Source organism: Sphingopyxis sp. NJF-3 (assembly GCF_053514865.1).
In genome coordinates this window covers 2,148,373-2,171,030 of the sequence record NZ_CM130726.1, presented here as the reverse complement: position 1 = coordinate 2,171,030, position 22,658 = coordinate 2,148,373, and the positions used below count along the sequence as shown (strand labels likewise).

Here is a 22,658-nt window from a genome sequence, read left to right as displayed (position 1 = left end):
ATAGCGCGTCCCGGATGAACCGCACCGCTGAATCCGAACCCAGCCTCACCCCCGACCTCCGCGACCCGCGCGTGACGGTCGCGGTGCCGCGCGAACGGCGCGCGGCGCTCGCGACGCTGTGGGCGCTTGCCGAGCGGCTGACGAAGCTGCTCCATGACGCGCGCGAGCCGCTGATCGGGCAGATCAAGCTCGCCTGGTGGCGCGACATGCTGGCGCTGCTCGCGAGCGACCCCGCCGCGCTGCCCAAGGGCGAGCCGCTGCTCGCCGAACTGCAAGCGAGCTGGGCGGGGCAGGGCGGGCTCGGCGCCCTCGCCGACGCCGCCGAGGCGATGCTGCTCGCTGAAAGCGGCGAGGCGCGGCGCGATGCGGCGAAGGCCTTCGGTGCCGCGCTGTTCCGCCTGGCGGGCGCGTCCGACGCGGCCGGAAACCGCTGGGGCCTGGTCTGGGGCGCGGCCTTGCAGGAGGACGAAACCGCGGCGCGAGATCTGTTCGCGGCGGCGCGCGGCGCGCCCGCGCCGCCGCGCGCCGCTTTCGCCGGAGCGCGCGCCTTGCTGATGCTCGATCGCTGGGCGGGCACCATCGCGGCGCGCGGCGGCGAGCGGCGCTGGCGGCGCGAGGGACTGCTGCTGCTGCGGATCGGGCTTATCGGCCGCTGATCGAATAAAATGCGCCGGGGGTGGAAATGGCGCCGCCGAACATCTATCTTGCGCGGTACAGAAATAGGGTCGCAGGGGACAATCGATGTTCAACGGGCTGGTCGCCTATCTCGATTCGATCAAGGCGCGCGACCCTGCGCCGCGGTCGCGCTGGGAAATCCTCCTCTATCCGGGGCTGCTCGCGGTCGGCATGCACCGCGTCGCGCACTGGCTGTTCGAGGCCGACCTGTTTTTCCTCGCGCGCTTCGTCAATCATCTGGCGCGCTGGCTGACCGGGATCGACATTCATCCAGGCGCGAAGATCGGCCGCCACCTGTTCATCGACCACGGCTTCGGCGTCGTCATCGGCGAAACGGCGGAGATCGGCGACAATGTCTCCATCTATCAGGACGTGACGCTGGGCGGCACCGACCCCGCCAACGGCATCGGCGGCAAGCGCCATCCGACGCTCGCCGACGACGTCATCGTCGGGTCGGGCGCGCAGATACTGGGCCCGGTGACCGTCCACGAACGCGCGCGCGTCGGCGCCAATGCGGTGGTGACCAAGGACGTGCCCGAAGGCGCGGTGATGGTCGGCATCCCGGCGCGCTCGACGCTGGTCGACGCCGCCGAATATGCGCGCGAGTTCGTCCCCTATGGCACGCCGTGCAGCGAGACCTTCGACCCCGCGACGCAGAAGATCGAGATACTCCAGTGCCAGCTCGAGCAGTTGCAGAAGCAGCTCGCGGCGCTGATCGCCGAGCGCGATGCCGAAGGGGATGACGCGCCGCGGCGCAAAGGGAGCCGGACCCGCGCCTAGGGTCAGAATCCATTCATTGCGCGTTCGAGGTTTGAGGCGATTTTGTTCAGGGCGAGGAAGCGAGGCGCAGGCATATGAGAATATTCCAAGGCTCGCTGACGCGGCCATGGACAAAATCGGTCAAATCCCGCAGGGACGCCGAAATGGCTTCGATCTCGGCTTCGGGCGGCTTTGCGGGTAGAACCACTACCCGCTGCATCCGCCCGAAGCCGATATCTTCGCCATTTCGACGCCTCGAACGCGCAATGAATGGATTCTGACCCTGTGGGAACGGTCACGCCCTGGCCGCACACCCCGCGGACCATCCCGCTGCAGACCGGTTTCGACCGGCACGAACTGACCCGCATCCTCGACCTTTACGGCCGCATGGTCGCGGCGGGGAAATGGCGCGACTATGCGATGGATTTCCAGCGCGATGTCGCGATCTTCTCGGCCTTTCGCCGCACCGCCGAGCGCCCCGAATATCGCATCGAAAAACGCCCCGCCTTACGGAGCCGCCAGGGCATGTGGGCGCTGGTCTCCGAAGGCGGGGCGATATTGAAGCGCGGGGACGAGCTTTCGAATGTGCTCGCCCCCGTCGAACGCAAGCTTATGAAGCTGGTTGGGGGCTGACGGCGCCCCTACGCCGTCATCCCGGCGAAGGCCGGGATCTCGCCATCGGAGCATGACGCGCCGGAGAGATCCCGGCCTCCGCCGGGATGACGATAGGGATCATGCCTGCACAGGCCGCACCGTCGCCGGCAGCTGGCTCGCCAGATGGGCGGGCAGCACCCCGACCACCGCCGCGCGGGCGTTCTGCCAGAAGGCCGAGAGCAGCAGAAGCGCCGAGCCGATCACGAAGGCGGTCAGCGCGACATTGAGCTCGACCGCGCCGAAGGTCTGGAACAGCTGGGTCAGCGCGAACAGCACATAGGCGAGCGCCGAGACGAGCAGCGCGCGGCGGTCGATCGCCAGCGCGACCAACCCGAACAGAACATAGATGCCGACGACCAGCACCGCCGCGCCGCTCGAGATATTGTCGCCCTGGGTCACGCCGAGCAGGTGGAAGATCGGGTGCGCGATCATCGGCGCGGCGAGCAGGTGGAGCCAGAAGGCGACGTCGCTGCGACGCGTCTGACGCACCCGGTCGCTACGGTCCCACCACATGGCGATCGTGAAGACCCCGAGTCCGGCGACGAGCACCAGCGACATCAGCAGGTCGACATTCGGCTTGTCGGCGCCGCCGACCACCGCGAGGATCAGCGCGATCGCGGTCCCGGCGAGCGCGGCGCTGCCCGCGGCGACGGTGATCGGCACCATGAAACGCTTCCAGTGCAGCCAGGTCGCGGCCGCGGTGATCAGCGCCATCGCCGCGGCGACAATCGCGATCACCGATTCGTCGGGATGGCGGCCGAAAATATCTTCGCCATGCTTGACGAGAAAGCCGATCATCGAACCGAGCACGCCGCCGGCAAAGGCGAGGACGAGGACGATGCTGGGAAGCGCCATGCGGCGCTGGCGGGTGAAATATTCGGCGAGGCCCCACGCCGTGGCGGCGACGCCGACGCCGGCGAGCGCCGGATGGATTGAATCGCCGATCCACGCCACCGCGACGAGCAGGATCACCGCCGCGATGCTGACGAAAATATCGTTGAATCCGGTGATGAGGCGGAAATGTTCCTCGTCCGCGCCGGGGGCGGAGCGGGCCGACGCGATGTGCGACCGGAAAGCCGCGGCGGCCTCCGGCGTCAACACTCTGGCATCGACCGCGGCTTGCAGGTCGCTTTCACTATACATCGGGGTCGTCCTTCTAGACCGATCCCCTTGCCCCGCGGTGGTTATCGCATGGGCGTGTTAGTGTGTCAATACAGTGTGGCTGCGGGGTGCCCAACCTATCATCGTCACCCCGGACTTGATCCGGGGTCCCGCTAAGCGACGGCGGGAAAGCGGGACCCCGGATCAAGTCCGGGGTGACGAGGCAGGAAAAATCACGCTTCGCCCGTCAAACGATGCGACCGGCTGGCACCCTATCTTCCCCACGGCTGCGCCGCAGGGAGGTCAATCCATCACCCCAGCGCCTGCAACGCCTTCATCACGATCATCGACTGCTCGCTGCCCGACTGCGGGACGATCTCGCCGTTGCGGTCGATAATCCTGTCCCACGCCGCCGCGATGCCTTCGGGGGTGCGCTCATCCTCGGGCAGCGCGACGCCGGGGGTCGCGGTGACATAGGCGGCGTGATAGGCGCCCGCGCCCGCGCCGACGATCATGTTGGTGGGGGCATCCTCGCTGACGAGGAACAGCGCGGCGGGCACGACATTTTCGGGCGTGAACTTCTCGAACAGTTCGGGCGGGAAGATGTCCTCGGTCATCCGCGTTCCCGCGACCGGCGCGATCGTGTTGCAGCGGATATTATATTTCGCGCCTTCGAGGTGGAGCGTCTTGGTCAGCCCCGCGAGGCCCAGCTTCGCGGCGCCGTAATTCGCCTGCCCGAAATTGCCGTAGAGCCCGGTCGACGAGGCGGTCATCAGGATGCGGCCATAGGCCTGCTCGCGCATCAGGTCCCAGCACGCCTTGGTGACGTTGGCGCTGCCCAGCAGGTGGACCTGCACGACGAGGTCGAAATCTTCCATCGTCATCTTCGCGAAGCTCTTGTCGCGCAGGATGCCGGCGTTGTTGATCAGGATATGGACGCCGCCCCATTCCTCTTTTGCGCGTGCCACCATCTCGGCCATATGGTCATATTCGGTGACGCTGCCGCCGTTCGACATGGCGGTGCCGCCCGCCTCACGGATTTCCTCGACGACGGCCAGCGCCGCGTCCGAATGGCCGGTGCCATCGCGCGCGCCGCCGAGGTCGTTGACGACCACCTTCGCCCCGCGCCGCGCCAGTTCGAGCGCATAGGCGCGGCCGAGCCCGCCGCCGGCGCCGGTCACGATGGCCACGCGTCCGTCAAAATTGATCGTCATGATGAACTCCCAAAGCAGGGGCCCCGATGGGTTGCCCATGAAAACTGGCTTGTCCTTAGCCGTTCGCGGCGCGCTGGCAAGGGGCGAAAGGAAGGCGAAAGAAATCGCGCCTGTCACCGAAATGTCACCCAATTGACGTGCAACTGTCATCTATCGGTCATAACAGCGCCCCCAGATTGTCACCCTTACGCAATGGAGCAACACCGCATGCGCACCCGCCTGACCGCCGCCCTGCTGGCGACGACGATGTTCGCGATGCCCGCCGAAGCGCATGCGCAGGCGATGAGCGCCGAGGAAGCGGCGGCGCTGCGCGCCGAGCTCGCGTCGCTGCGCGCCAAGGTCGAGACGCTCGAAGCCCGGCTCGACGCCGCGCAGACCGCGCCCGCCCCCGGCACTCCGCCGGTGACCGCGAAGCCCGCGACCGAGATCGCGTGGAAAGGCGCACCCGAGATCAAGACCGCCGACGGCTGGAGCTTCAAGCCGCGCGGCCGGGTGCAGATCGACATCGCGGGGGTCGACGCACCCGACGGCGCCGGTATCCGAAGCGGCCTCGCGACCGAGTTCCGCCGCGTCTATCTGGGCGTCGCCGGCAAGATCCCCGGGGGCTTTTCCTACCGCGTCGAGGCCGATATCGCGAACAATGCGGTCGAGCTGACCGACGTCTATTTCACCTATGGCACGGGCCCGCTCTCGGTCACCGTGGGGCAGGTCAAACCCTTCTGGTCGCTCGACGAGATGACGAGCGACCTGTTCACCAGCGCGATGGAGCGCGCGGCCTTTTCGCAGGCGTTCGGCTTCGAACGCCGCGTCGGCCTGTCGGCGCAGTACAAGCGCGGCGCGGTGCTGCTGCAGGGCGGGGTGTTCGGAGCGAACGCCCGCGACCTGCTCGACGACGACAATCGCAGCATAAGCGTCGACGGGCGCGCGGTGTGGATGCCGAAGCTGGGCGACGTGCAATTGCACCTCGGTGGCTCGCTGCATCTGCGCGACCTCGGCAATCCCGCGGCGACCGTCCGCTACCGGGCGCGGCCCTTCGCCCACACGACCGACGTGCGCCTCGTCGACACGGGCGAGCTCGACGCCAAGGGCGAACGCGGCATGGGGCTGGAGGCCGCGGTGATCGCGGGGCCGTTCCATGCGGCGGGCGAGGGCTATTGGCAGACGGTCCAGCGCCGCGCGTCGGTCGACCCGACCTATTTCGGCGGCTATGCGGAGGTCGGCATGGTGCTGACCCCCGGCGACCGCCGTGGGTACAAGGACGGCGCCTTCGACCGGCTCAAGCCCTCGAAGCCGATCACCGAGGGCGGTATCGGCGCGATCGAGCTCAACGCGCGCTACGATCACCTCGACCTCAACGACGCGGGGCTGGTCGGCGGCCGCCAGCAGGCGGCGCTGCTGTCGCTGGTCTGGGCGCCGATCGACTATATCCGCCTGACCGCCAACTACGGCAAGCTGTGGATCGACGACGCCCGCGTCGCGACCGCGACGGGCGACCGGGATTATACCGCCGACACCTTCGGGCTGCGGACGCAGATCGACTTCTGATTGGAGCGGCTTCGGGGGTGGATTTGAGCCATTCCCCTCCCTTTTAGGGAGGGGAGAAGGTATGGCCGCAATCGGTCGGCTTCAGACATTCGTCACCCCGGACTTGATCCGGGGTCCCGCTTTTTGAGGCATCGACTGGCTTCGGTATCTAGCGGGACTCCGGATCAGGTCCGGGGTGACGAGCAGAGAAACCCGGCTTTCCGGTTTATTGTCGCCGGGCTCCGCGAACCTTCAGACGCTCTTCCCCGCGTCGAGCGCATAGCCCGCCGAGCGCACGGTGCGGATGATGTCCGCGGTGCCGGGCAGGTTGATCGCTTTCCGCAGCCGCCGGATGTGGACGTCGACGGTGCGCAGCTCGATGTCGCTGTCCTGGCCCCAGACGCTGTCGAGCAATTGCCCGCGCGAGAAGACGCGGCCCGGATGCTCCATGAAATGGCGCAGCAGGCGGAATTCGGTCGGGCCCATCGCGACGATCTGGCCGCCGCGCACCACCTTGTGCGCGACCGAATCGAGCTCGATGTCGGCATAGCTCAGCATCTCGCCGGCGAGCGCGGGGCGAAGGCGGCGGAGCACCGCCTGAACGCGCGCGACCAGTTCGCGCGGGCTGAACGGCTTCGTCACATAGTCGTCGGCGCCGGTTTCGAGGCCGCGGATGCGATCCTCCTCCTCGCCGCGCGCGGTGAGCATGATGATCGGGACGTTCGCCGACTTGGAGTTGCGGCGCAGGCGCCGGCACACCTCGATGCCCGGCAGGCTCTCGATCATCCAGTCGAGCAGGACGATGTCGGGAACGCGTTCCTCGACCAGGACGAGCGCCTGCTCGCCGTCGGGGGTCTGGCGCACCGAAAAGCCCTCGCGCGCGAAATGCCAGACGATCAGTTCGGCGATCGCCTCGTCATCCTCGATCAGCAGGAGGTCGGGTTGCGGCATCAGCCTTGCTCCTGCTCCGCGGCACCATCCTCGGGCTGTTCGCCGCGCTCGCGCTCCTCCATCCGCTCGCCGGTGACGACATAATAGACCATCTCGGCGATGTTGGTCGCATGGTCGCCCATGCGCTCGAGGTTCTTGGCGACGAACAGCAGGTGCGCGCTCTCGGTGATATGCTTCGGATTTTCCATCATGAAGGTCACGAGGGTGCGAAAGATGCTGTTGTAGAAATCGTCGACCGCCTTGTCGCGAACCGTCACCCGGACCGCGAGCTCGGCGTCGCGCGCCGCGAAGCTGTCGAGCGCATCGTGGACGAGTTCGGCGACAATCGCGGACATCGAGGTCAGCACCGGGATCGCGGCGATCGAGCGCGTCTGGTCCATCAGCGCGACGCGCTTGGCGATATTCTTCGCATAGTCGCCGATGCGCTCGACGACCGAGACGATCTTCAGCGCCGCGATCATCTCGCGCAGGTCGTCGGCCATCGGGGCCCTGAGGGCGATCGTCTGGACGGTGAGCTGTTCGACCTCGGCCTCGAGCGCGTCGATCTTCTTGTCGCCCTCGACGACCTGTGCCGCAAGCTCCTGATCGCCCTTGCCGAGCGCGGTCATCGCCTGGAGCAGCGCCTGCTCGGCGCGTCCGCCCATCTCGCTGATCAGCCCGCGCAGGCGGTTCAGATCCTCGTCGAAGGCCTTGACGGTATGTTCGTTGACTATTGCCATCTGTTTCGTCCTGTCCTGAAGGCTGCCCAGAAATCGGGCGCCTCCCTAATTTGCCTCGTCATGCTGAACTTGTTTCAACATCCATGGTCCGCCCTGTCCCCCCGGCGCGGCGCTTCAGGATAGCGCAGGCCATGGATGCTGAAACAAGTTCAGCATGACGAAGGGAGAGGACGCTGCGCCTACCCATAACGCCCCGTGATATAATCCTTGGTGCGGTCCTGCTTCGGGTTGGTGAAGATATCGGTGGTCTTGCCATATTCGACCAGCGTCCCGAGGTGGAAAAAGGCGGTGCGCTGCGACACGCGGGCCGCCTGCTGCATATTGTGGGTGACGATCACGATCGCATATTTTCCGCGCAGTTCGTGGATCAGCTCCTCGATCTTCGCGGTCGCGATCGGGTCGAGCGCCGAGCAGGGCTCGTCCATCAAAATCACCTCGGGGTCGACCGCGATCGCGCGCGCGATGCACAGGCGCTGCTGCTGGCCGCCCGACAGCGCGGTGCCGCTCTCGCCAAGCCGGTCCTTGACCTCGTCCCACAGCCCGGCGCGGACCAGTGCGCGCTCGACGATGCCGTCGAGGTCGGCCTTGGCCGGCGCGAGGCCGTGGATGCGCGGGCCATAGGCGACATTGTCGTAGATCGACTTGGGGAAGGGGTTCGGCTTCTGGAACACCATGCCGACGCGGGCGCGAAGCTGCACCACGTCCATCGACGGCGCATAGATGTCCTCGCCGTCGAGGGTGATCCTGCCCGTGACGCGCGCGCTCGCGACCGTGTCGTTCATCCGGTTCAGGGAGCGCAGGAAGGTCGACTTGCCGCAGCCCGACGGGCCGATGAAGGCGGTGACGAGGTCGGTGCCGACGTCGATCGACACGTTGCTGATCGCCTGCTTGTCGCCATAGAAGACGTCGACCCCTTCGGCCTTCATCTTGGGATCGGCGATAGTGAGATCGTCTTGGGTCATGTTCACCAGCGTTTTTCGAACTTGTTGCGAAGATAGATCGCGAGCGCGTTCATCGACAGGAGGACGATGAGCAGCACGATGATCGCGGCGGAGGTCTTCTCGACGAAGCCGCGGTCGACCTCGTCCGACCAGAGGAAGATCTGCATCGGCAGCACGGTCGAGGGCGAGCAGATGCCGCCCGGCACGTCGCCGATGAAGGCGCGCATGCCGATCAGCAGCAGCGGCGCGGTCTCGCCCAGCGCGCGCGCCATGCCGATGATCGTGCCGGTGAGGATGCCGGGCAGCGCGAGCGGCAGGACATGGTGGAACACGACCTGCACGGGACTTGCCCCGACCCCCAGCGCGGCGTCGCGGATCGACGGCGGCACCGCCTGGATCGCGTTGCGCGCGGCGATGACGATCACCGGCATCGTCATCAGCGCCAGCGTCAGCCCGCCGACGAGCGGGCTCGCCTGGCAGAGGCCGAACCAGTTGATGAACACCGCGAGCGCGAGCAGGCCGAAGATGATCGAGGGCACCGCGGCGAGGTTGTTGATCGACACCTCGATCAGGTCGGTCCAGCGGTTCTTGGGCGCATATTCCTCGAGATAGAGCGCCGCGAGCACCCCGGTCGGAAAGGCGATCAGGAAGGCGATGACGATCGTCAGCAGCGATCCCTTCAATGCCCCCCAGATGCCCGCGACCGCGGGGTCGGTGGCGTCGGCGTTGCGGAAGAAGGGCCAGTGGATGCCCGTCGAGAGCCGCCCGTCGCGTTCCAGCGCGTCGACGCGCGCGCCGAGTTCGCCCTTGGCGCCCTCCTTGGCGGCGATGTCGACCTCGCTCGACGCGGGCAGCTCGAAAACGCTCTTGCCGGTCAAGAGCTCGGGGTCGGCCTTGATCCCGGTCCGCACCTCTTTCCACGCATTCTCGCTGATCAGCGCCGACCCGCCGTCGCCCAGCGCCTCGTCGGCGGCGAAGGCGACGATGTCGGCGAGCCCGGCGTTCGCGATCATCTGGTCGGCGTCGGGGTCGTTTAGCCGCGAGGCGTCGACCGTCAGCGGGGTCGCCTGAAAGTCGATCGGCACCGATACATGGGTGTAGGTGAAGCCACGCGCGCCATTGCCGACCATGACGGTCAGCAGAAAGGCGAGGAACAGGCCCGACAGCAGCACCGCGCCGAGCCCGAGCAGCTTGAAGCGGCGCTCGGCGGCGTAGCGCGCCGCGATGCGCTTCTGCATCGCGGGAGCCGTCCAGTCGGTTGGGGCGGTGTTTCTATTCATAAGCTTCGCGATATTTCTTCACGATCCGCAGCGCGACGATGTTGAGCAGCAGCGTGACGAGGAAGAGGACGAGGCCGAGCGCGAAGGCGGCGAGCGTCTTCGCGCTGTCGAACTCCTGGTCGCCGGTCAGCAGCTTGACGATCTGCGCGGTCACCGTGGTGACGCTGGCGAAGGGATTGGCGGTCAGGTTGGCGGAGAGGCCCGCCGCCATCACCACGATCATCGTCTCGCCGATCGCGCGGCTGACCGCGAGGAGGATGCCGCCCATCACGCCCGGCAGCGCGGCGGGGATCAGCACCTGGCGGATCGTCTCGTTCGGCGTCGCGCCCAGCGCAAGGCTGCCGTCGCGCATCGCCTGCGGCACCGCGTTGATGCTGTCGTCGGCCATCGACGAGACGAAGGGGATGATCATCACCCCCATCACGATGCCCGCGGCGAGCGCGCTTTCGGTCGAGGCGTTGGGCACGCCCAGCATCACCGCGAAATTGCGCAGCGCCGGCGCCACGGTCAGCGCCGCGAAATAGCCGTAGACGACCGTCGGCACCCCCGCGAGGATCTCGAGGCACGGCTTCACCCAGCGGCGCACGCGCGGCGCGGCATATTGGGTCAGGTACACCGCGGTCATCATGCCGATGGGAATGGCGACGATCATCGCGATGATCGCCCCGATCAGCACCGTCCCCCAGAACAGCGGAATGCCGCCGAAGGTGTCGGCGACCGGCGCGCCGCTCTGCGGGTTCCAATAGGTGCCGAACAGCAGCTCGGTCACGGGGACGAGGCGGAAGAAGCGGATCGATTCGAACAGCAGCGACAGCACGATGCCGAAGGTCGTCAGGATCGCGACGAGCGAGGCGAGCAGCAACAGCCCCATCACGATCCGCTCGACCCGCGACCGCGCGCGGAAATCGGGCCTGATCCGCGTGAAGGCGTAAAGCCCCCCCGCCAGCCCGAGCGCCAGCATCGCCGCGATGCCGATCCAGGCGTAATGCCGCGTCGCCGCGGCATAGGGCGCGACCAGCGGCGCCGCGGCGGGAATGCGCACCGCCGCCTGCCGCCCCTGCGCGACATTGCGCGCGTCGGACAATATCGCGCCGCGCTCGAAGCCGAAGGCGGGCAGGCTTTGCGCGGCGTCGGTCGCCAGCACCTGGTTGGTGACCAGCGCGGGCGACACGCTCGCCCACACCGCGAGGAAGATCGCGGCGGGCGCGAACAGCCACAGCGCGACGTACCAGCCATGATATTGCGGCCGCGAATGCAGCTTCGCCCCCGCACGCCCCGCGAGCAGCGCCGACCGCGCCCGGCCGGCAAGCCAGCCGATCAGCGCGAGGCCGAGGATCAGGAGCAACAGGGCGGCGGCGTTGAAGGTCACGTGATCTTCATCCGGTCAAAATCTTCGTCATTGCGAGGAGCGTAGCGACGAAGCAATCTCCAGCAATCGAAATGCCGGAATGCTTGCTGGAGATTGCTTCGCTGCGCTCGCAATGACGATCCAAAAATCGGCGGCCGGGGAAGGGCGAACCCGCCCCGGCCGCCAGGCGGGGAGAGCCCTTATTTCAGCACCGATCCGTCGAGCGGCGTCATGCCCTTCGCCGCGGCGTTCGCGGTGTCCGCGACGTCCTTCGGCGAGACGATCAGGCCCTTGGGCGCCAGATAGCCGCCCTCGGCCGCGCCCTTCAGGAATTCCGCGACATAGTCCGCGAGCCCCGGGACGACGCCGACATGCGCCTTCTTCACATAGATGAACAGCGGGCGCGATCCGGGGTAGCTGCCGTCGGCGATCGTCGCATAGGTCGGCGACACGCCCTGCACCGGCACGGCCTTGATCTTGTCCTTGTTGGCGTCGAGGTAGGAAAAGCCGAAGATGCCGAGGCTGTCGGGGTTCTTGTCGAGCTTCGAGATGATCAGATTATCATTCTCGCCCTGCTCGACATAGAAGGGCGCGCCGCGCAGGCCGGTGCACACCGCCTCATGCTTGTCCTTGTCGCTGTCCTTCAGCGCCTTCATCGCGGGGTTGGCGTCGCAGCCCTTGCCGAGGATCAACTCCTTGAACGCATCATAAGTGCCGCTGGTCGACGGCGGACCGAACACCGAGATGCCGACCGCGGGCAGCGCCGGGTTGACGTCCTTCCACGTCTTCGCTGTGTTGGGCTTGCCATAGGGGTTCGCCGCGAGCGCCTTGTAGACGTCTTCCTCGGTCAGCTTGAAGCCGGGGCCGCGCGAAGCCTCGCCAAGCGCGATGCCGTCGATGCCGATCTGGATCTCGACGATGTCCTTCACGCCGTTCGCGGCGCAGGTGTCGAATTCCTTCTTCTTCATCCGGCGCGAGGCATTGGCGATATCGGGCGTGTCGCCGCCGACGCCCTGGCAAAAGCGCTCGAAGCCGCCGCCGGTCCCGGTGCTATCGATCTTGGGCGTCTTGTTGCCGGTGGCTTCGGCGAACTTCTCACCCACCGCGGTGGCAAAGGGATAGACGGTCGACGATCCGACCGCGCTGATATAATCGCGCGCACCGCCGCCCGAGGACGCCTGATCCTGGCACGCGGAAAGCGCCAGCGCGCACGTCGCGGCGCCGGCGAAGCCAAGGACCTTGGGGCCGAATTTCTGGAACATGAGGCAATCCTGTCGGGGGTCGTTACCGAACCAAGCCGCCACCCCCGCGGCGACTCGCTGAGCCGCCAATGGGGGTTTTGTGTGACGCGTTTGTGACAGGAAGTGTCATGGAAGTGTCATGGATCAAACGCGATTAGACTTGATTTGCATCTCAGCAAATATAAACCGAAAGATCGGGGGAGAGCAAAATGCCAGCTGTTAATCTGAAGATCGACGATCTGCTCCTTGATCTAATAAACCCGCGAACTCGAAAAGTTCAAACACAGCGGGAGGCTTTGCAGGCCGTCATTAAGAATCAAGGTGACCGCTTAGTTGCGTTAGCCCTAGACATAGCGAAAAATGGACTGAATCCCGCGGACCGATTGCTGGTAATGAAGCAAGCTAGTCCGAAAGGTTATGTCACGCTGGAAGGCAATCGGCGGGTAAGCGCATTGCAAATTTTAAAGGATTCAAGCGTTCTATCTGGATTGGACATGCCGGAAGGGCGGCGAAAAAAACTAAAAGCCGCTGCTGGCGAGTTCAGGGTAAACAAAGTCGAGCCAATTCCCGCATATACCTTTGAGAAGCGGGACGACGCACGGCGGTGGATTGAAATGAGGCATACCGGCCAAGGCGCGGGCGAGGGCATCGTTGGTTGGTCGGGTGTCGCCACGGCCAGATTTCGTGGAAACAGCCCTTCTCTTCAAGCCATCGATCTTGTGAGGCGCTTTGGGGATTTGTCCGACGATGAACGCGAACGGCTGAACGACGATATTTCGATATCGGTCATCGATCGCGTTATGGGTTCCGCGACTTTGAAGGGAGCATTCGGAATCGAAACAAAGGGCGATATTCTCTATACTAAGGTGGAGCCGTCAGAGGTAATTAAGCCACTTACTCATATCGTAAAAGAGGTTCTGGCTGGCGATTTAACCAATCGGACTATTAACAAAAAACAAGATCAAGAGGCGTATGTAAAGTCGCTTTCTAAGGAAGTTAAACCTGACTTGTCAAAGGCGATCGAGGCATCTCCTGTTGACACTCTCGCGCAGGTCGATTTTGTAAGAACCGAAAGCAGAAAAAAACGGAAGAGATCTCCATCCGCGCAAAAGGGAATATTTCCGCGCGGATATAAACTAAATATTCCTATTGCTAGGATTGATGAGATATTTCAAGAATTGTCCAAGCTTGAAATAGAGAAAAATAAGAATGCAATCGCAATTTTGATGCGAATTATTCTAGAAATGACTGTTGACGAATATCTAGACGATAAGCATATTTCAAGAAAGCGTGGAAATCCTCCTCATCAAAAAGATAAATCTTTGGCCGAAAAGGTTGGCGATTGCTGCGCTGAACTTGTTTCCGCTGGGGTTAAGGCGCATAAGCTCAAGCCAGTTACTCAATCCATCAACAATAAAAATAGCCCGCTTTTTCACGATCTTCTTAATCAATATGTGCATAATGCGTATCATAGCCCTTCGCCCGGCGAACTAAAATCCGGCGGAGATATATTGAAGATCTTTCTTGATAATGTTTGGGGCTGAATATGTCTCTGGGACACTACACCCCACTCCGCTACCCTGGCGGAAAAGGCAAGCTTGCAAAGTATATTAAGCAGCTGATTATCATGAATGATCTTTGCGATGGCACCTATGTGGAGCCATACGCAGGAGGGGCGGCGATTGCATGTGAGATATTACTGGAAAATTTTGTAAGAAATATTCATATTAATGACCTTTCTGTGCCAATTTTCTCTTTTTGGTATTCTGTAAAGAATTTCAATTTCGAATTGTGCAAAAGAATTGAAAATGCGGAACTGACAGTTGCCGAGTGGGATCGGCAGAAAGCGATATTTAAATCCTCAAAGGATATTTTTTCAGTTTCCAATGCGTTGGAATGCGGATTTTCAGCATTTTACCTGAACCGTGCAAATCGATCAGGAATTCTGAATGGTGGCATAATTGGCGGGCGGGCTCAGTCCGGCGACTGGAAGATCGATGCTCGCTTCAACCGCCCTGAGCTTGCAGATAGGGTAAGTAAGATAGGGTCGGCGTCTAGCAGAATAGAAATTTCGATGAGTGATGCCGCTGATCTATTGAAGAAATACTCGACAGATAATAATTTCAGGACCCTCATTTATCTGGATCCGCCATATTTTGAAAAGGGGAGGCAGTTATACTACAATTACTACGAGGAAAATGATCACGAGGTGATCGCCGGCATTTTACATGAGGTTGATTCTAGGTTTTCTTGGGTGGTCTCATATGATTCTGTCCGCCAGATTGCAGAGTTGTATCGAGATTTTCGGTCAATAGAATATTCTATTAATTACAGCGCAAGATCGGCAGGAACGGGAAGGGAACTGATGTTTTTTGATGATCGCTTGATCATACCCGATCCAATACGGCCAATGCACGCCGTTCCACAAAGCGTTGCCGCTTGATCCTCATCACCGGCCACGTCATCCTCACCCCCGAACATCGCGAACGCATGATCGCGCTCGGCACCGGGCATAGCGCGCGGTCGCGGGGTGAGGCGGGGTGTCTGGCGCATCATTGCCATGTCGATGTCGAGAACCCCGACCGCCTCGCCTTCGTCGAGGAGTGGGAGAGCGTCGACGCGGTGCGCGCGCAGGTCATCCCGGACCTGATCCGGGATCGCGGTGCCCGCGTCGGGAGCCTTCGTCGCCGAAATGCGCCGCCTCTCGCCCGAGCCGCCCGCGATCCGCATCCATGCCGCCGAGGATATCACCGCGACGCTGATGGGGTAGGGGCGGGGCGAAACTCCCCTCCCTCCCGCGGGAGAGGCAGAGGCTTGCCAGCCTCCTTCATCCCTCTCTCGTCCTTCCCGCGAAAGCGGGAATCTCGCTCTTCTTCGTGGCTTCGTGTCTTTGTGCGAGATTTTCGGTTCGCACAAAGACACGAAGCCACGAAGAAGGAGAGGCAAAAAGCACCGCCCCTCGGCCCCTCCCGCCAGCGGGAGGGGAGAAGGACAAAAATCGCTTTCCTACATTATTCGGCTGTGCCAGCCTTGACCCTGGCTCTTTCACATCATGGACAAAAGCGATGGCGCCCCGCGTGCGGGCGCGGCCCGGTTTGGCTTCGCCGCAGTACGCGGGGGACGGCCACGGCAAATCGGCGCACAAGGCTGAACTTTACTGAACTTTGGATCGTCGGGGCGCGCGGTCGCCGCAACCGCCCGCGATGCGCATCTATGCCGCCGAGGGTGTCACCGCGAGGCTGATGGGATCGGCATAGCACAACCCGTTTCCGTCACCCCGGACTTGATCCGGGGTCCCGCTTATCACCATGGCTGGGCGGGACCCCGGATCAAGTCCGGGGTGACGATGAAGAGGGGGAAGGGTGTCGCCGCCCCTACTTCCCCAGCAGCGGCGCCAGATATTGCCCGGTGAAGCTGCGCTTCTCCTTCACCACCTGTTCCGGCGTCCCCGCCGCGACGATCTCGCCGCCTTTGACCCCGCCCTCGGGGCCCAGGTCGACGATCCAGTCGGCGGTCTTGATGACGTCGAGGTTGTGCTCGATCACCACGACGCTGTTGCCCTGGTCGACCAGCGCCTGCAGCACTTCGAGCAGCTTCCTCACATCCTCGAAATGCAGCCCCGTCGTCGGCTCGTCGAGGATGTAGAGCGTCTGCCCGGTCGAGCGCCGCGACAGCTCCTTCGCCAGCTTCACCCGCTGCGCCTCGCCGCCCGACAGCGTCGTCGCCTGCTGCCCGACCTTGATATAGCCAAGGCCCACGCGGCACAGCATCGCCATCTTGTCGCGGATCGCGGGCACCGCCTTGAAGAAGTCGGCGGCGTCCTCGACCGTCATGTCGAGCACGTCGGCGATGCTCTTGCCCTTGAACTTCACCTCCAGCGTTTCGCGGTTGTAGCGCTTTCCGTGGCACGTCTCGCACGTCACATAGACGTCGGGCAGGAAGTGCATCTCGATCTTGATCAGCCCGTCGCCGGTGCAGGTCTCGCAGCGCCCGCCCTTGACGTTGAAGCTGAAGCGCCCGGGCTTGTAGCCGCGCGCCTGCGCCTCGGGCAGCCCCGCGAACCAGTCGCGGATGACGGTGAAGGCGCCCGTGTAGGTGGCGGGGTTGGAGCGCGGGGTGCGGCCGATCGGCGACTGGTCGATGTCGATCACCTTGTCGCAATGCTCGAGCCCCGTCAGCGCGTCGTGCGGCCCCGCGACGAGCCGCGCGCCGTTGAGCGTCCGCGCCGCGCTGGCGTAGAGCGTGTCGATGACGAGGCTCGACTTGCCCGAACCCGACAGGCCGGTGACGCAGGTGAAGGTGCCGAGCGGAATCGTCGCGGTGACGTTACGCAAATTGTTCGCCCGCGCGCCCTTCAGCACCAGGTCGAAACCGTTGCCCGGGCGGCGGTGCGCCGGCACCTCGATCTTCTTCGCGCCGGTTAGATAGGCCGCGGTCAGGCTCTTCTTGTTCGCGAGCACCTGTTTCAGCGTCCCCTCGGCGACGATCTCGCCGCCGTGGACCCCCGCGCCGGGGCCCATGTCGACGACATAGTCGGCATGGCGGATCGCATCCTCGTCATGCTCGACGACGATCACCGTGTTGCCGAGGTCGCGGAGCCGTTTCAAGGTCGCGAGCAGCCGGTCGTTGTCGCGCTGGTGGAGGCCGATGCTGGGCTCGTCGAGGACGTAGAGCACCCCCGAAAGCCCGCTGCCGATCTGGCTGGCGAGGCGGATGCGCTGGCTCTCGCCGCCGCTCAGCGTGCCGCTGGTGCGGTTGAGGTTGAGATAGTCGAGCCCGACATTGTTGAGGAAGCCGAGCCGCTCGTTGATCTCTTTCAGGATCGCCTTGGCGATCTGCTTCTGCTGCTCGTTCAGCTTCTCCTCGAGCGTGCCGAACCAGTGGAGCGCGTCGGCGACGCTGCGCCGCGCCGACTGGCTGATGTCCTCGCCCGCGATCTTCACCGCGAGCGGCTCGGGGCGCAGCCGCGCGCCGTGACAGGTCTCGCACGGCTGCGCGGTCTGATATTTGCCCAGCTCCTCGCGCATCCACGCGCTCTCGGTCTGGAGCATGCGGCGGTTGAGATTGCCGATCACGCCCTCGAACGCCTTGTGCGTCGTGTAAGTGCGCTTGCCGTCCTTGAAGGTCAGCTCGACGGGCATGCCGCCGGTGCCGTGCAGGATGATCTCCTGCACCCCGCCGGGCAGGTCCTGCCACGGCGTGTCGAGCCCGAAGTCATAGGCTTTGCCGAGGCTTTCGAGCACCTGCATATAGTAAGGCGAGGGCGGGTTCGATTTCGCCCACGGCACCACCGCGCCCTTCTTCAGGCTCAGCGCATGGTTGGGGACGACGAGCTCGGGATCGAACTCGAGCCGCTCGCCGAGCCCGTCGCACGCCGGGCAGGCGCCCTGCGGCGCGTTGAAGCTGAACAGCCGCGGCTCGATCTCGGCGATCGTGAAGCCCGAGACGGGGCAGGCGAACTTCTCGGAGAAGATGATGCGGTTCGCGGGAATGCCGGCGCCCTTGAGATTCCCCTCCCGCTCGCGGGAGGGGTTAGGGGAGGGCATGTCGAGGCCGGATGCTGCCGGAACAGACCCTCCCCCGACCCCTCCCGCAAGCGGGAGGGGAGAATTGGCGAGCGCCTCCGCCACCGTCGTATCCGCCAGATCGACATAGGCGAGCCCCTCGGCGAGTTTCAGCGCGGTCTCGAAGCTGTCGGCGAGCCGGGTCTCGATGCCTTCGCGCACGACGATGCGGTCGACGACGACCTCGATGTCATGCTTGTACTTCTTGTCGAGCGCCGGCGCCTCCTCGATCTCGTGGAAGGTGCCGTCGATGCGGACGCGGGTGAAGCCTTCCTTCTGCCATTGCGCGAGTTCCTTGCGATACTCGCCCTTGCGGCCGCGCACGACGGGGGCGAGCAGATAGGCGCGCGTGCCCTCGGGCAGTTCCATCACGCGGTCGACCATCTGGCTGACGGTCTGCGCCGAAATCGGCTCGCCGGTCGCGGGCGAATAGGGGGTGCCGACGCGCGCCCAGAGGAGGCGCATATAGTCGTAGATCTCGGTCACCGTCGCGACGGTCGAGCGCGGGTTGCGGCTCGTCGTCTTCTGCTCGATGCTGATCGCGGGCGACAGGCCGTCGATATGCTCGACGTCGGGCTTCTGCATCATCTCGAGGAACTGGCGTGCGTAAGCGGAAAGCGATTCCACATAGCGCCGCTGCCCCTCGGCATAGATGGTATCGAAAGCGAGGCTCGATTTGCCCGAGCCCGAAAGCCCGGTGATGACGATCAGGCTGTCGCGCGGCAGGTCGACGTCGACCCCTTTGAGATTATGCTCGCGCGCACCGCGCACGGAGATGTGAGTGAGACTCATGGGAGGGGTGTGTTCCATATTTGTTCTTGCGGCGCAAGAGGGTCCGCGCCAGCCCGGAACATGGGACGCAGCGGCGCCAACCGCAAGGTCCGCCGATGGCTGCCCTGCGTTCGTCGAAGCGATTCCGCCGCTTGCCACAAATATCGTGCCAGCCGTCGGCGGCGCGGCCATGCGAGGCTATCGCCCTTATGGGCATCAGTTGAAAACGGGGACATGTGATGAAGACACTCTTGCTCTTGTCGGCGGCGTCGCTTGCGCTGGCCGGCTCCGCCGCGCTGGCCCATTCGGACGACGCGCCCGCGGCGCAGGTGGCGCCCGCGGACGCCGGCTCGCTCAAGCCGCTGAGCTTCGGCAGCTGGGGCGTCGACCTCGGCGCGCGCGACACGTCGGTGAAGCCGGGCGACGATTTCGATCGCTACGCCAACGGCACCTGGTTCAGGAACACCGAGATTCCGGCCGATCAGGCCTCGGCGGGGGTCGATTACGACGTCTATAACCTGACCCAGCGGCAGCTTCGCGCGCTGGTGACCGGCGCGCCGGCGGCGGGGCAGGTGGGTGGGCTCTATCAGAGCTTCATGGACGAGGCGCGGGTCGAGGCGCTCGGCGCCAAACCGTTGATGGCCGACCTCGCCAGGGTCGAGGCGATCAAGGACAAGGCCGAAATGGCGCGCTTCATGGGGCGCTCGCAGGGCGCCTTCGGCGCGAGCATCGTCGGCGGCGAGCCCTATGCCGACACCGCCGATCCGACGATGAACATATTGTGGCTCGGCCAGGGCGGCATCGGACTGCCCGACCGCGAATATTATCTGTCCGACGAGTTCAAGGCGCAGCGCGACGCCTATCGCGCCTATATCGCGCGGACGATGCGGATGGTCGGCAATGCCGCGCCCGAAAAGGCGGCCGATGCGATCATGGCGTTCGAGACCGACATCGCCAAGGCGAGCTGGGCGATCGCCGATCGCCGCGACCTCGGCAAGATCAACAATCCGATGTCGTCGGCCGAACTCGCCGCCTATGCGCCGGGGCTCGACTGGAACGCGTGGTTCGCGGGCGCCGGCATCGCGCCGCAGAAGCGGATCATCGTCAACGAGAACAGCGCGATCCGCGACATCGCGGCGGTCTATGCGAAGACCCCGCTCGACACGATCAAGCTGTGGCAGGCCTTCCACGTCGCCGACAATGCCGCGCCCTATCTGTCGAAGGCGTTCGTCGACAGCCGCTTCGAATATGCGAAGGCGATGAGCGGGGTCAGCGAGCAGCGTCCGCGCTGGAAGCGCGGGCTGACCCTGGTCGACGGCAGCCTCGGCGAGTTGGTCGGCGAAACCTATGCCCGGCAATATTTCCCGCCGAGCGCCAAGGCGAAGATGGAGACGCTCGTCGCCAATCTGAAGCTCGCGATGGGCGACCGGATCCGCGGCAATGGCTGGATGGCGCCCGCAACCAAGGAGGCCGCGCTCGCCAAGCTCGAAAAGATGGACGTCATGGTCGGCTACCCCGACAAGTGGCGCGACTATTCGGGGCTCAGGATCGATCCCGCCGACCTCTATGGCAATGTCGAGCGCAGCGCGGCGTTCGAATATGCCTATGCGCTGAGCGAACTGAACAAGCCGGTCGACCGCAAGAAATGGTCGATGAACCCGCAGGAGGTGAACGCCTATAACGGCGGGCTCGAGAACAAGATCGTCTTCCCCGCGGCGATCCTGCAGGCGCCCTATTTCAGCGAGGGCGTCGACGACGCGGTCAATTACGGCGCGATCGGCGCCGTCATCGGCCACGAGATCACCCACGGCTTTGACGATCAGGGGCGCAAGATCGACGCGAGCGGCGCGGTGCGCGACTGGTGGACGAAGGAGGATGCCGCGCGCTTCGAGGCGCAGGCCAAGGGTTTCGGCGCGCAATATGCGACCTACGAGGCGGCGCCCGGCGCTTTCATCAACCCCGGCCTGACGATGGGCGAGAACATCGCCGACCTCGCGGGGCTCGAGGTCGCCTATGACGCCTATCACCGCTCGCTCGGCGGCAAGGAGGCGCCGGTGATCGACGGGCTGACCGGCGACCAGCGTTTCTTCCTCGCCTTTGCGCAGGCGTGGCGCGACAAGGCGCGCGACGACGCGATCAAGCAGCAGGTGGCGAGCGACGAGCACAGCCCGGCGCGCTGGCGCATCATCGGTCCGCTCCGCAACGTCGATGCGTGGTACAAGGCGTTCGGCGTCACGCCCGACGCCAAATATTATCTGAAGCCCGAAGATCGCACGCGGATCTGGTAAGGCCTATCCGGGCAGGGCGGGGGCGGCGTCGCGCCGTCCCCGCACCGCCATCACGCACAGCGACAGCGCGGCGCCGACGATCACGAACAGCGCCGGAAAGCCGCCGAGCACCGACATCATGCGGATGCCGTCGATCCCCGACGACGCGACAAGGACGATCGCGACGAGGCCGACGGTGACGCCCCAGACGATCTGGACGGCGAGCGGCGCCTCGGGCGCGTCGGGAGAGATGCCGTGCGTCGACAGCGCGCTCATCGCCGAGACATTGGCGTCGGCGCCCGCGACATAAGACAGGAAGATCGCGAACAGCACCGTCGCGGTGACGAAGGAGCCGCCGCCGAGCGCGTCGAACAGGCGGAACAGCACAGGGTCGGGGCCCTGGCTCGCGAGCACGGCATAGAGGCTGGCGCCGCTATGCTGGTCGATCGCGATCGTCGCGCCGGCGATCGCCGTCATCCACACCGCGCCGAACAGCGCGGGCAGGATCAGGTTGATGAGGATGAAGGCGCGCACGCTGTAGCCGACCGCGAGCCGCCCGAGGAACAGCGCGGTCACCGGCGCCCAGGCGAACCAGTTGGCCCAGTTGAAGATCGTCCATTGCCGGTGCCAGTCGGCATCGACGTCGAGGCCCAAGTTGCGCGGCACGAAGGTGCGGACATAGTCGGCGCCGCCGCGCAGCGACAGGCCGAGCATGTCGCCGAGCGGCCCCGCGACGAGCACGAAGGCGATGATCGCGAAGAACAGCCAGGTGTTGAGCACCGACAGGCCGGCGATGCCCTTTTGCAGCCCGGTCGCGGCCGAGATCAGGAAGCTCGCGACGATCAGCGCCGCGATCGCCCAGCGCAGCGGCACGCCGCCCGAAAAGCCGCCGAGCCCCTCGACCCCGCCGGCCAGCGACAGGATGCCGGCGCCGAGCGACGCCGCCATGCCCGCGACGAGCGCGTAGAGGCAGAGGATGTCGACCGCCGATCCGACCGGCCCGTGCGCCCGCTGTCCGATCAGCGGGACGAACAGCGACGACAGGCGAAAGGGCTCGCGGCGGTTGTAATAGACGATCGCGAAGGCGAGAGCGGCGACGGTGTAGATCGCATAGGGCGTCAGCGTCCAGTGAAGGAACATCGTCGACATGGCGAAGGTCGCCGCGGCATCGCTGCCCGGTGCGAGCCCCAGCATCTTCGGCGGCGCGTTGAGGTGGAACAGTGGCTCGGCGACGCCCCAGAACAGGATGCCGGTGGCGATGGTGGTGCACAAGGTCACGGCGAACCAGCGCCAGCGCCCGAGCAGCGGCTTCGCGCCCGCGCCGCCGATGATCGTCGCGCCGAAGGGCGACAGCGCGATGGCCGCGAGCAGTATGAGAAAGACAACGCTGGTGACCGTGAAGACGGGGCCGAAGTTGCGCAATATCCAGTCGTTGAAGGCCGTCTCTGCGGCGAGGAAGCGCGCCCCTTGCCACAGGCTTGCCACGAGCGCCGTCGCGAGCACCGCGAGCGGGATGAAGAAGACCGGGCGGTTGATCGGACGGGGCGGAAGCGCTGTCATGAAGCCGCCAGCATGACGGCGGCATGGGGCAACGTCAAATGGGGCGATGAGGGGAACGCAAGTCGCGGCGAAGCGTTTCCGGCGGCAGA

Annotated in this window: 17 protein-coding genes and 1 pseudogene; 8 read left to right on the top strand and 10 right to left on the bottom strand. The window is 64.8% G+C overall.

The window, feature by feature from the left end; all coding sequences use genetic code 11:
- Positions 1 to 14 precede the first annotated feature (14 nt).
- From ACOTSS_RS10715 to ACOTSS_RS10705, 3 genes are all read left to right on the top strand, one after another.
- On the top strand, positions 15 to 656 hold the full coding sequence (locus tag ACOTSS_RS10715) for a hypothetical protein (protein ID WP_448688152.1): 642 nt from the start codon (positions 15 to 17) through the stop codon (positions 654 to 656).
- A gap of 85 nt (positions 657 to 741) precedes the next feature.
- Positions 742 to 1,455, top strand: coding sequence for a serine O-acetyltransferase (gene cysE / locus ACOTSS_RS10710; RefSeq protein ID WP_448688151.1), 714 nt, complete (start codon positions 742 to 744; stop codon positions 1,453 to 1,455).
- Positions 1,456 to 1,719: 264 nt separating this feature from the next.
- The gene (locus tag ACOTSS_RS10705) at positions 1,720 to 2,067 is read left to right on the top strand and encodes a DUF2794 domain-containing protein (protein WP_448691331.1); all 348 of its coding nucleotides are present in this window, start codon (positions 1,720 to 1,722) and stop codon (positions 2,065 to 2,067) included.
- Positions 2,068 to 2,166: 99 nt separating this feature from the next.
- On the opposite strand, the gene ACOTSS_RS10700 is transcribed toward ACOTSS_RS10705, so the two are convergent.
- Both ACOTSS_RS10700 and ACOTSS_RS10695 read right to left on the bottom strand, forming a co-directional pair.
- Positions 2,167 to 3,231, bottom strand: coding sequence for a hypothetical protein (locus ACOTSS_RS10700; RefSeq protein ID WP_448688150.1), 1,065 nt, complete (start codon positions 3,229 to 3,231; stop codon positions 2,167 to 2,169).
- Between the two features lie 269 nt (positions 3,232 to 3,500).
- Positions 3,501 to 4,403: an SDR family oxidoreductase gene (locus ACOTSS_RS10695; RefSeq protein WP_448688149.1), complete on the bottom strand. Its 903-nt coding sequence runs from the start codon at positions 4,401 to 4,403 to the stop codon at positions 3,501 to 3,503.
- A 207-nt stretch (positions 4,404 to 4,610) separates the two neighbouring features.
- Here ACOTSS_RS10695 and ACOTSS_RS10690 point away from each other — a divergent pair, with 207 nt between their 5' ends.
- Positions 4,611 to 5,948 carry an OprO/OprP family phosphate-selective porin gene (locus tag ACOTSS_RS10690; protein ID WP_448688148.1) on the top strand — a complete coding sequence of 446 codons (1,338 nt, stop codon included), beginning with the start codon at positions 4,611 to 4,613 and terminating at the stop codon, positions 5,946 to 5,948.
- A gap of 231 nt (positions 5,949 to 6,179) precedes the next feature.
- Here the strand turns inward: ACOTSS_RS10690 and phoB are convergent, their stop codons facing one another.
- The 6 genes from phoB to ACOTSS_RS10660 all read right to left on the bottom strand — a co-directional run bounded on the left by phoB (position 6,180) and on the right by ACOTSS_RS10660 (position 12,428).
- Positions 6,180 to 6,878, bottom strand: coding sequence for a phosphate regulon transcriptional regulator PhoB (gene phoB, locus ACOTSS_RS10685; RefSeq protein WP_095383926.1), 699 nt, complete (start codon positions 6,876 to 6,878; stop codon positions 6,180 to 6,182).
- Positions 6,878 to 7,597 carry a phosphate signaling complex protein PhoU gene (phoU, locus tag ACOTSS_RS10680; RefSeq protein ID WP_448688147.1) on the bottom strand — a complete coding sequence of 240 codons (720 nt, stop codon included), beginning with the start codon at positions 7,595 to 7,597 and terminating at the stop codon, positions 6,878 to 6,880. Before phoU ends, phoB begins: the two co-directional genes overlap by 1 nt.
- Positions 7,598 to 7,776: 179 nt before the next feature.
- Positions 7,777 to 8,559 carry a phosphate ABC transporter ATP-binding protein PstB gene (pstB, locus tag ACOTSS_RS10675; protein WP_448688146.1) on the bottom strand — a complete coding sequence of 261 codons (783 nt, stop codon included), beginning with the start codon at positions 8,557 to 8,559 and terminating at the stop codon, positions 7,777 to 7,779.
- A gap of 2 nt (positions 8,560 to 8,561) precedes the next feature.
- Positions 8,562 to 9,818 carry a phosphate ABC transporter permease PstA gene (gene pstA, locus ACOTSS_RS10670; protein WP_448688145.1) on the bottom strand — a complete coding sequence of 419 codons (1,257 nt, stop codon included), beginning with the start codon at positions 9,816 to 9,818 and terminating at the stop codon, positions 8,562 to 8,564.
- A complete protein-coding gene (gene pstC, locus ACOTSS_RS10665) occupies positions 9,811 to 11,187 on the bottom strand; it encodes a phosphate ABC transporter permease subunit PstC (RefSeq protein WP_448688144.1) in 1,377 nt (458 codons plus the stop codon). Before pstC ends, pstA begins: the two co-directional genes overlap by 8 nt.
- Positions 11,188 to 11,366: 179 nt before the next feature.
- Positions 11,367 to 12,428, bottom strand: coding sequence for a substrate-binding domain-containing protein (locus ACOTSS_RS10660; protein ID WP_448688143.1), 1,062 nt, complete (start codon positions 12,426 to 12,428; stop codon positions 11,367 to 11,369).
- A 188-nt stretch (positions 12,429 to 12,616) separates the two neighbouring features.
- Here ACOTSS_RS10660 and ACOTSS_RS10655 point away from each other — a divergent pair, with 188 nt between their 5' ends.
- From ACOTSS_RS10655 to ACOTSS_RS10645, 3 genes and pseudogenes are all read left to right on the top strand, one after another.
- On the top strand, positions 12,617 to 13,951 hold the full coding sequence (locus tag ACOTSS_RS10655) for a hypothetical protein (RefSeq protein WP_448688142.1): 1,335 nt from the start codon (positions 12,617 to 12,619) through the stop codon (positions 13,949 to 13,951).
- 2 nt (positions 13,952 to 13,953) lie between these two features.
- Complete coding sequence (locus tag ACOTSS_RS10650) at positions 13,954 to 14,850, top strand: DNA adenine methylase (RefSeq protein ID WP_448688141.1); 897 nt, start codon at positions 13,954 to 13,956, stop codon at positions 14,848 to 14,850.
- Positions 14,851 to 14,897: 47 nt separating this feature from the next.
- Positions 14,898 to 14,978, top strand: a pseudogene (locus tag ACOTSS_RS10645) (putative quinol monooxygenase); the annotation flags it as partial.
- An 803-nt stretch (positions 14,979 to 15,781) separates the two neighbouring features.
- Here ACOTSS_RS10645 and uvrA read toward each other — a convergent pair.
- Positions 15,782 to 18,763, bottom strand: coding sequence for an excinuclease ABC subunit UvrA (uvrA, locus tag ACOTSS_RS10640; protein ID WP_448688140.1), 2,982 nt, complete (start codon positions 18,761 to 18,763; stop codon positions 15,782 to 15,784).
- 218 nt (positions 18,764 to 18,981) lie between these two features.
- Between uvrA and ACOTSS_RS10635 the strand changes: the two genes are divergently transcribed.
- Positions 18,982 to 21,030, top strand: coding sequence for a M13 family metallopeptidase (locus ACOTSS_RS10635; protein ID WP_448688139.1), 2,049 nt, complete (start codon positions 18,982 to 18,984; stop codon positions 21,028 to 21,030).
- Between the two features lie 3 nt (positions 21,031 to 21,033).
- Here ACOTSS_RS10635 and ACOTSS_RS10630 read toward each other — a convergent pair whose 3' ends face one another.
- Positions 21,034 to 22,569 (bottom strand): BCCT family transporter, encoded by a 1,536-nt coding sequence (locus ACOTSS_RS10630; RefSeq protein ID WP_448688138.1) that lies wholly within the window; start codon positions 22,567 to 22,569, stop codon positions 21,034 to 21,036.
- Between the last annotated feature and the right edge of the window lie 89 nt (positions 22,570 to 22,658).

Bases quoted from the DNA above. Each gene is read 5' to 3' on its own strand.
- ACOTSS_RS10715 (WP_448688152.1), top strand. From the start codon at position 15: ATGAACCGCACCGCTGAATCCGAACCCAGCCTCACCCCCGACCTCCGC.
- cysE (WP_448688151.1), top strand. From the start codon at position 742: ATGTTCAACGGGCTGGTCGCCTATCTCGATTCGATCAAGGCGCGCGAC.
- ACOTSS_RS10700 (WP_448688150.1), bottom strand. From the start codon at position 3,231: ATGTATAGTGAAAGCGACCTGCAAGCCGCGGTCGATGCCAGAGTGTTG.
- ACOTSS_RS10695 (WP_448688149.1), bottom strand. From the start codon at position 4,403: ATGACGATCAATTTTGACGGACGCGTGGCCATCGTGACCGGCGCCGGC.
- ACOTSS_RS10690 (WP_448688148.1), top strand. From the start codon at position 4,611: ATGCGCACCCGCCTGACCGCCGCCCTGCTGGCGACGACGATGTTCGCG.
- phoB (WP_095383926.1), bottom strand. From the start codon at position 6,878: ATGCCGCAACCCGACCTCCTGCTGATCGAGGATGACGAGGCGATCGCC.
- phoU (WP_448688147.1), bottom strand. From the start codon at position 7,597: ATGGCAATAGTCAACGAACATACCGTCAAGGCCTTCGACGAGGATCTG.
- pstB (WP_448688146.1), bottom strand. From the start codon at position 8,559: ATGACCCAAGACGATCTCACTATCGCCGATCCCAAGATGAAGGCCGAA.
- pstA (WP_448688145.1), bottom strand. From the start codon at position 9,818: ATGAATAGAAACACCGCCCCAACCGACTGGACGGCTCCCGCGATGCAG.
- ACOTSS_RS10660 (WP_448688143.1), bottom strand. From the start codon at position 12,428: ATGTTCCAGAAATTCGGCCCCAAGGTCCTTGGCTTCGCCGGCGCCGCG.
- ACOTSS_RS10655 (WP_448688142.1), top strand. From the start codon at position 12,617: ATGCCAGCTGTTAATCTGAAGATCGACGATCTGCTCCTTGATCTAATA.
- ACOTSS_RS10650 (WP_448688141.1), top strand. From the start codon at position 13,954: ATGTCTCTGGGACACTACACCCCACTCCGCTACCCTGGCGGAAAAGGC.
- uvrA (WP_448688140.1), bottom strand. From the start codon at position 18,763: ATGAGTCTCACTCACATCTCCGTGCGCGGTGCGCGCGAGCATAATCTC.
- ACOTSS_RS10635 (WP_448688139.1), top strand. From the start codon at position 18,982: ATGAAGACACTCTTGCTCTTGTCGGCGGCGTCGCTTGCGCTGGCCGGC.
- ACOTSS_RS10630 (WP_448688138.1), bottom strand. From the start codon at position 22,569: ATGACAGCGCTTCCGCCCCGTCCGATCAACCGCCCGGTCTTCTTCATC.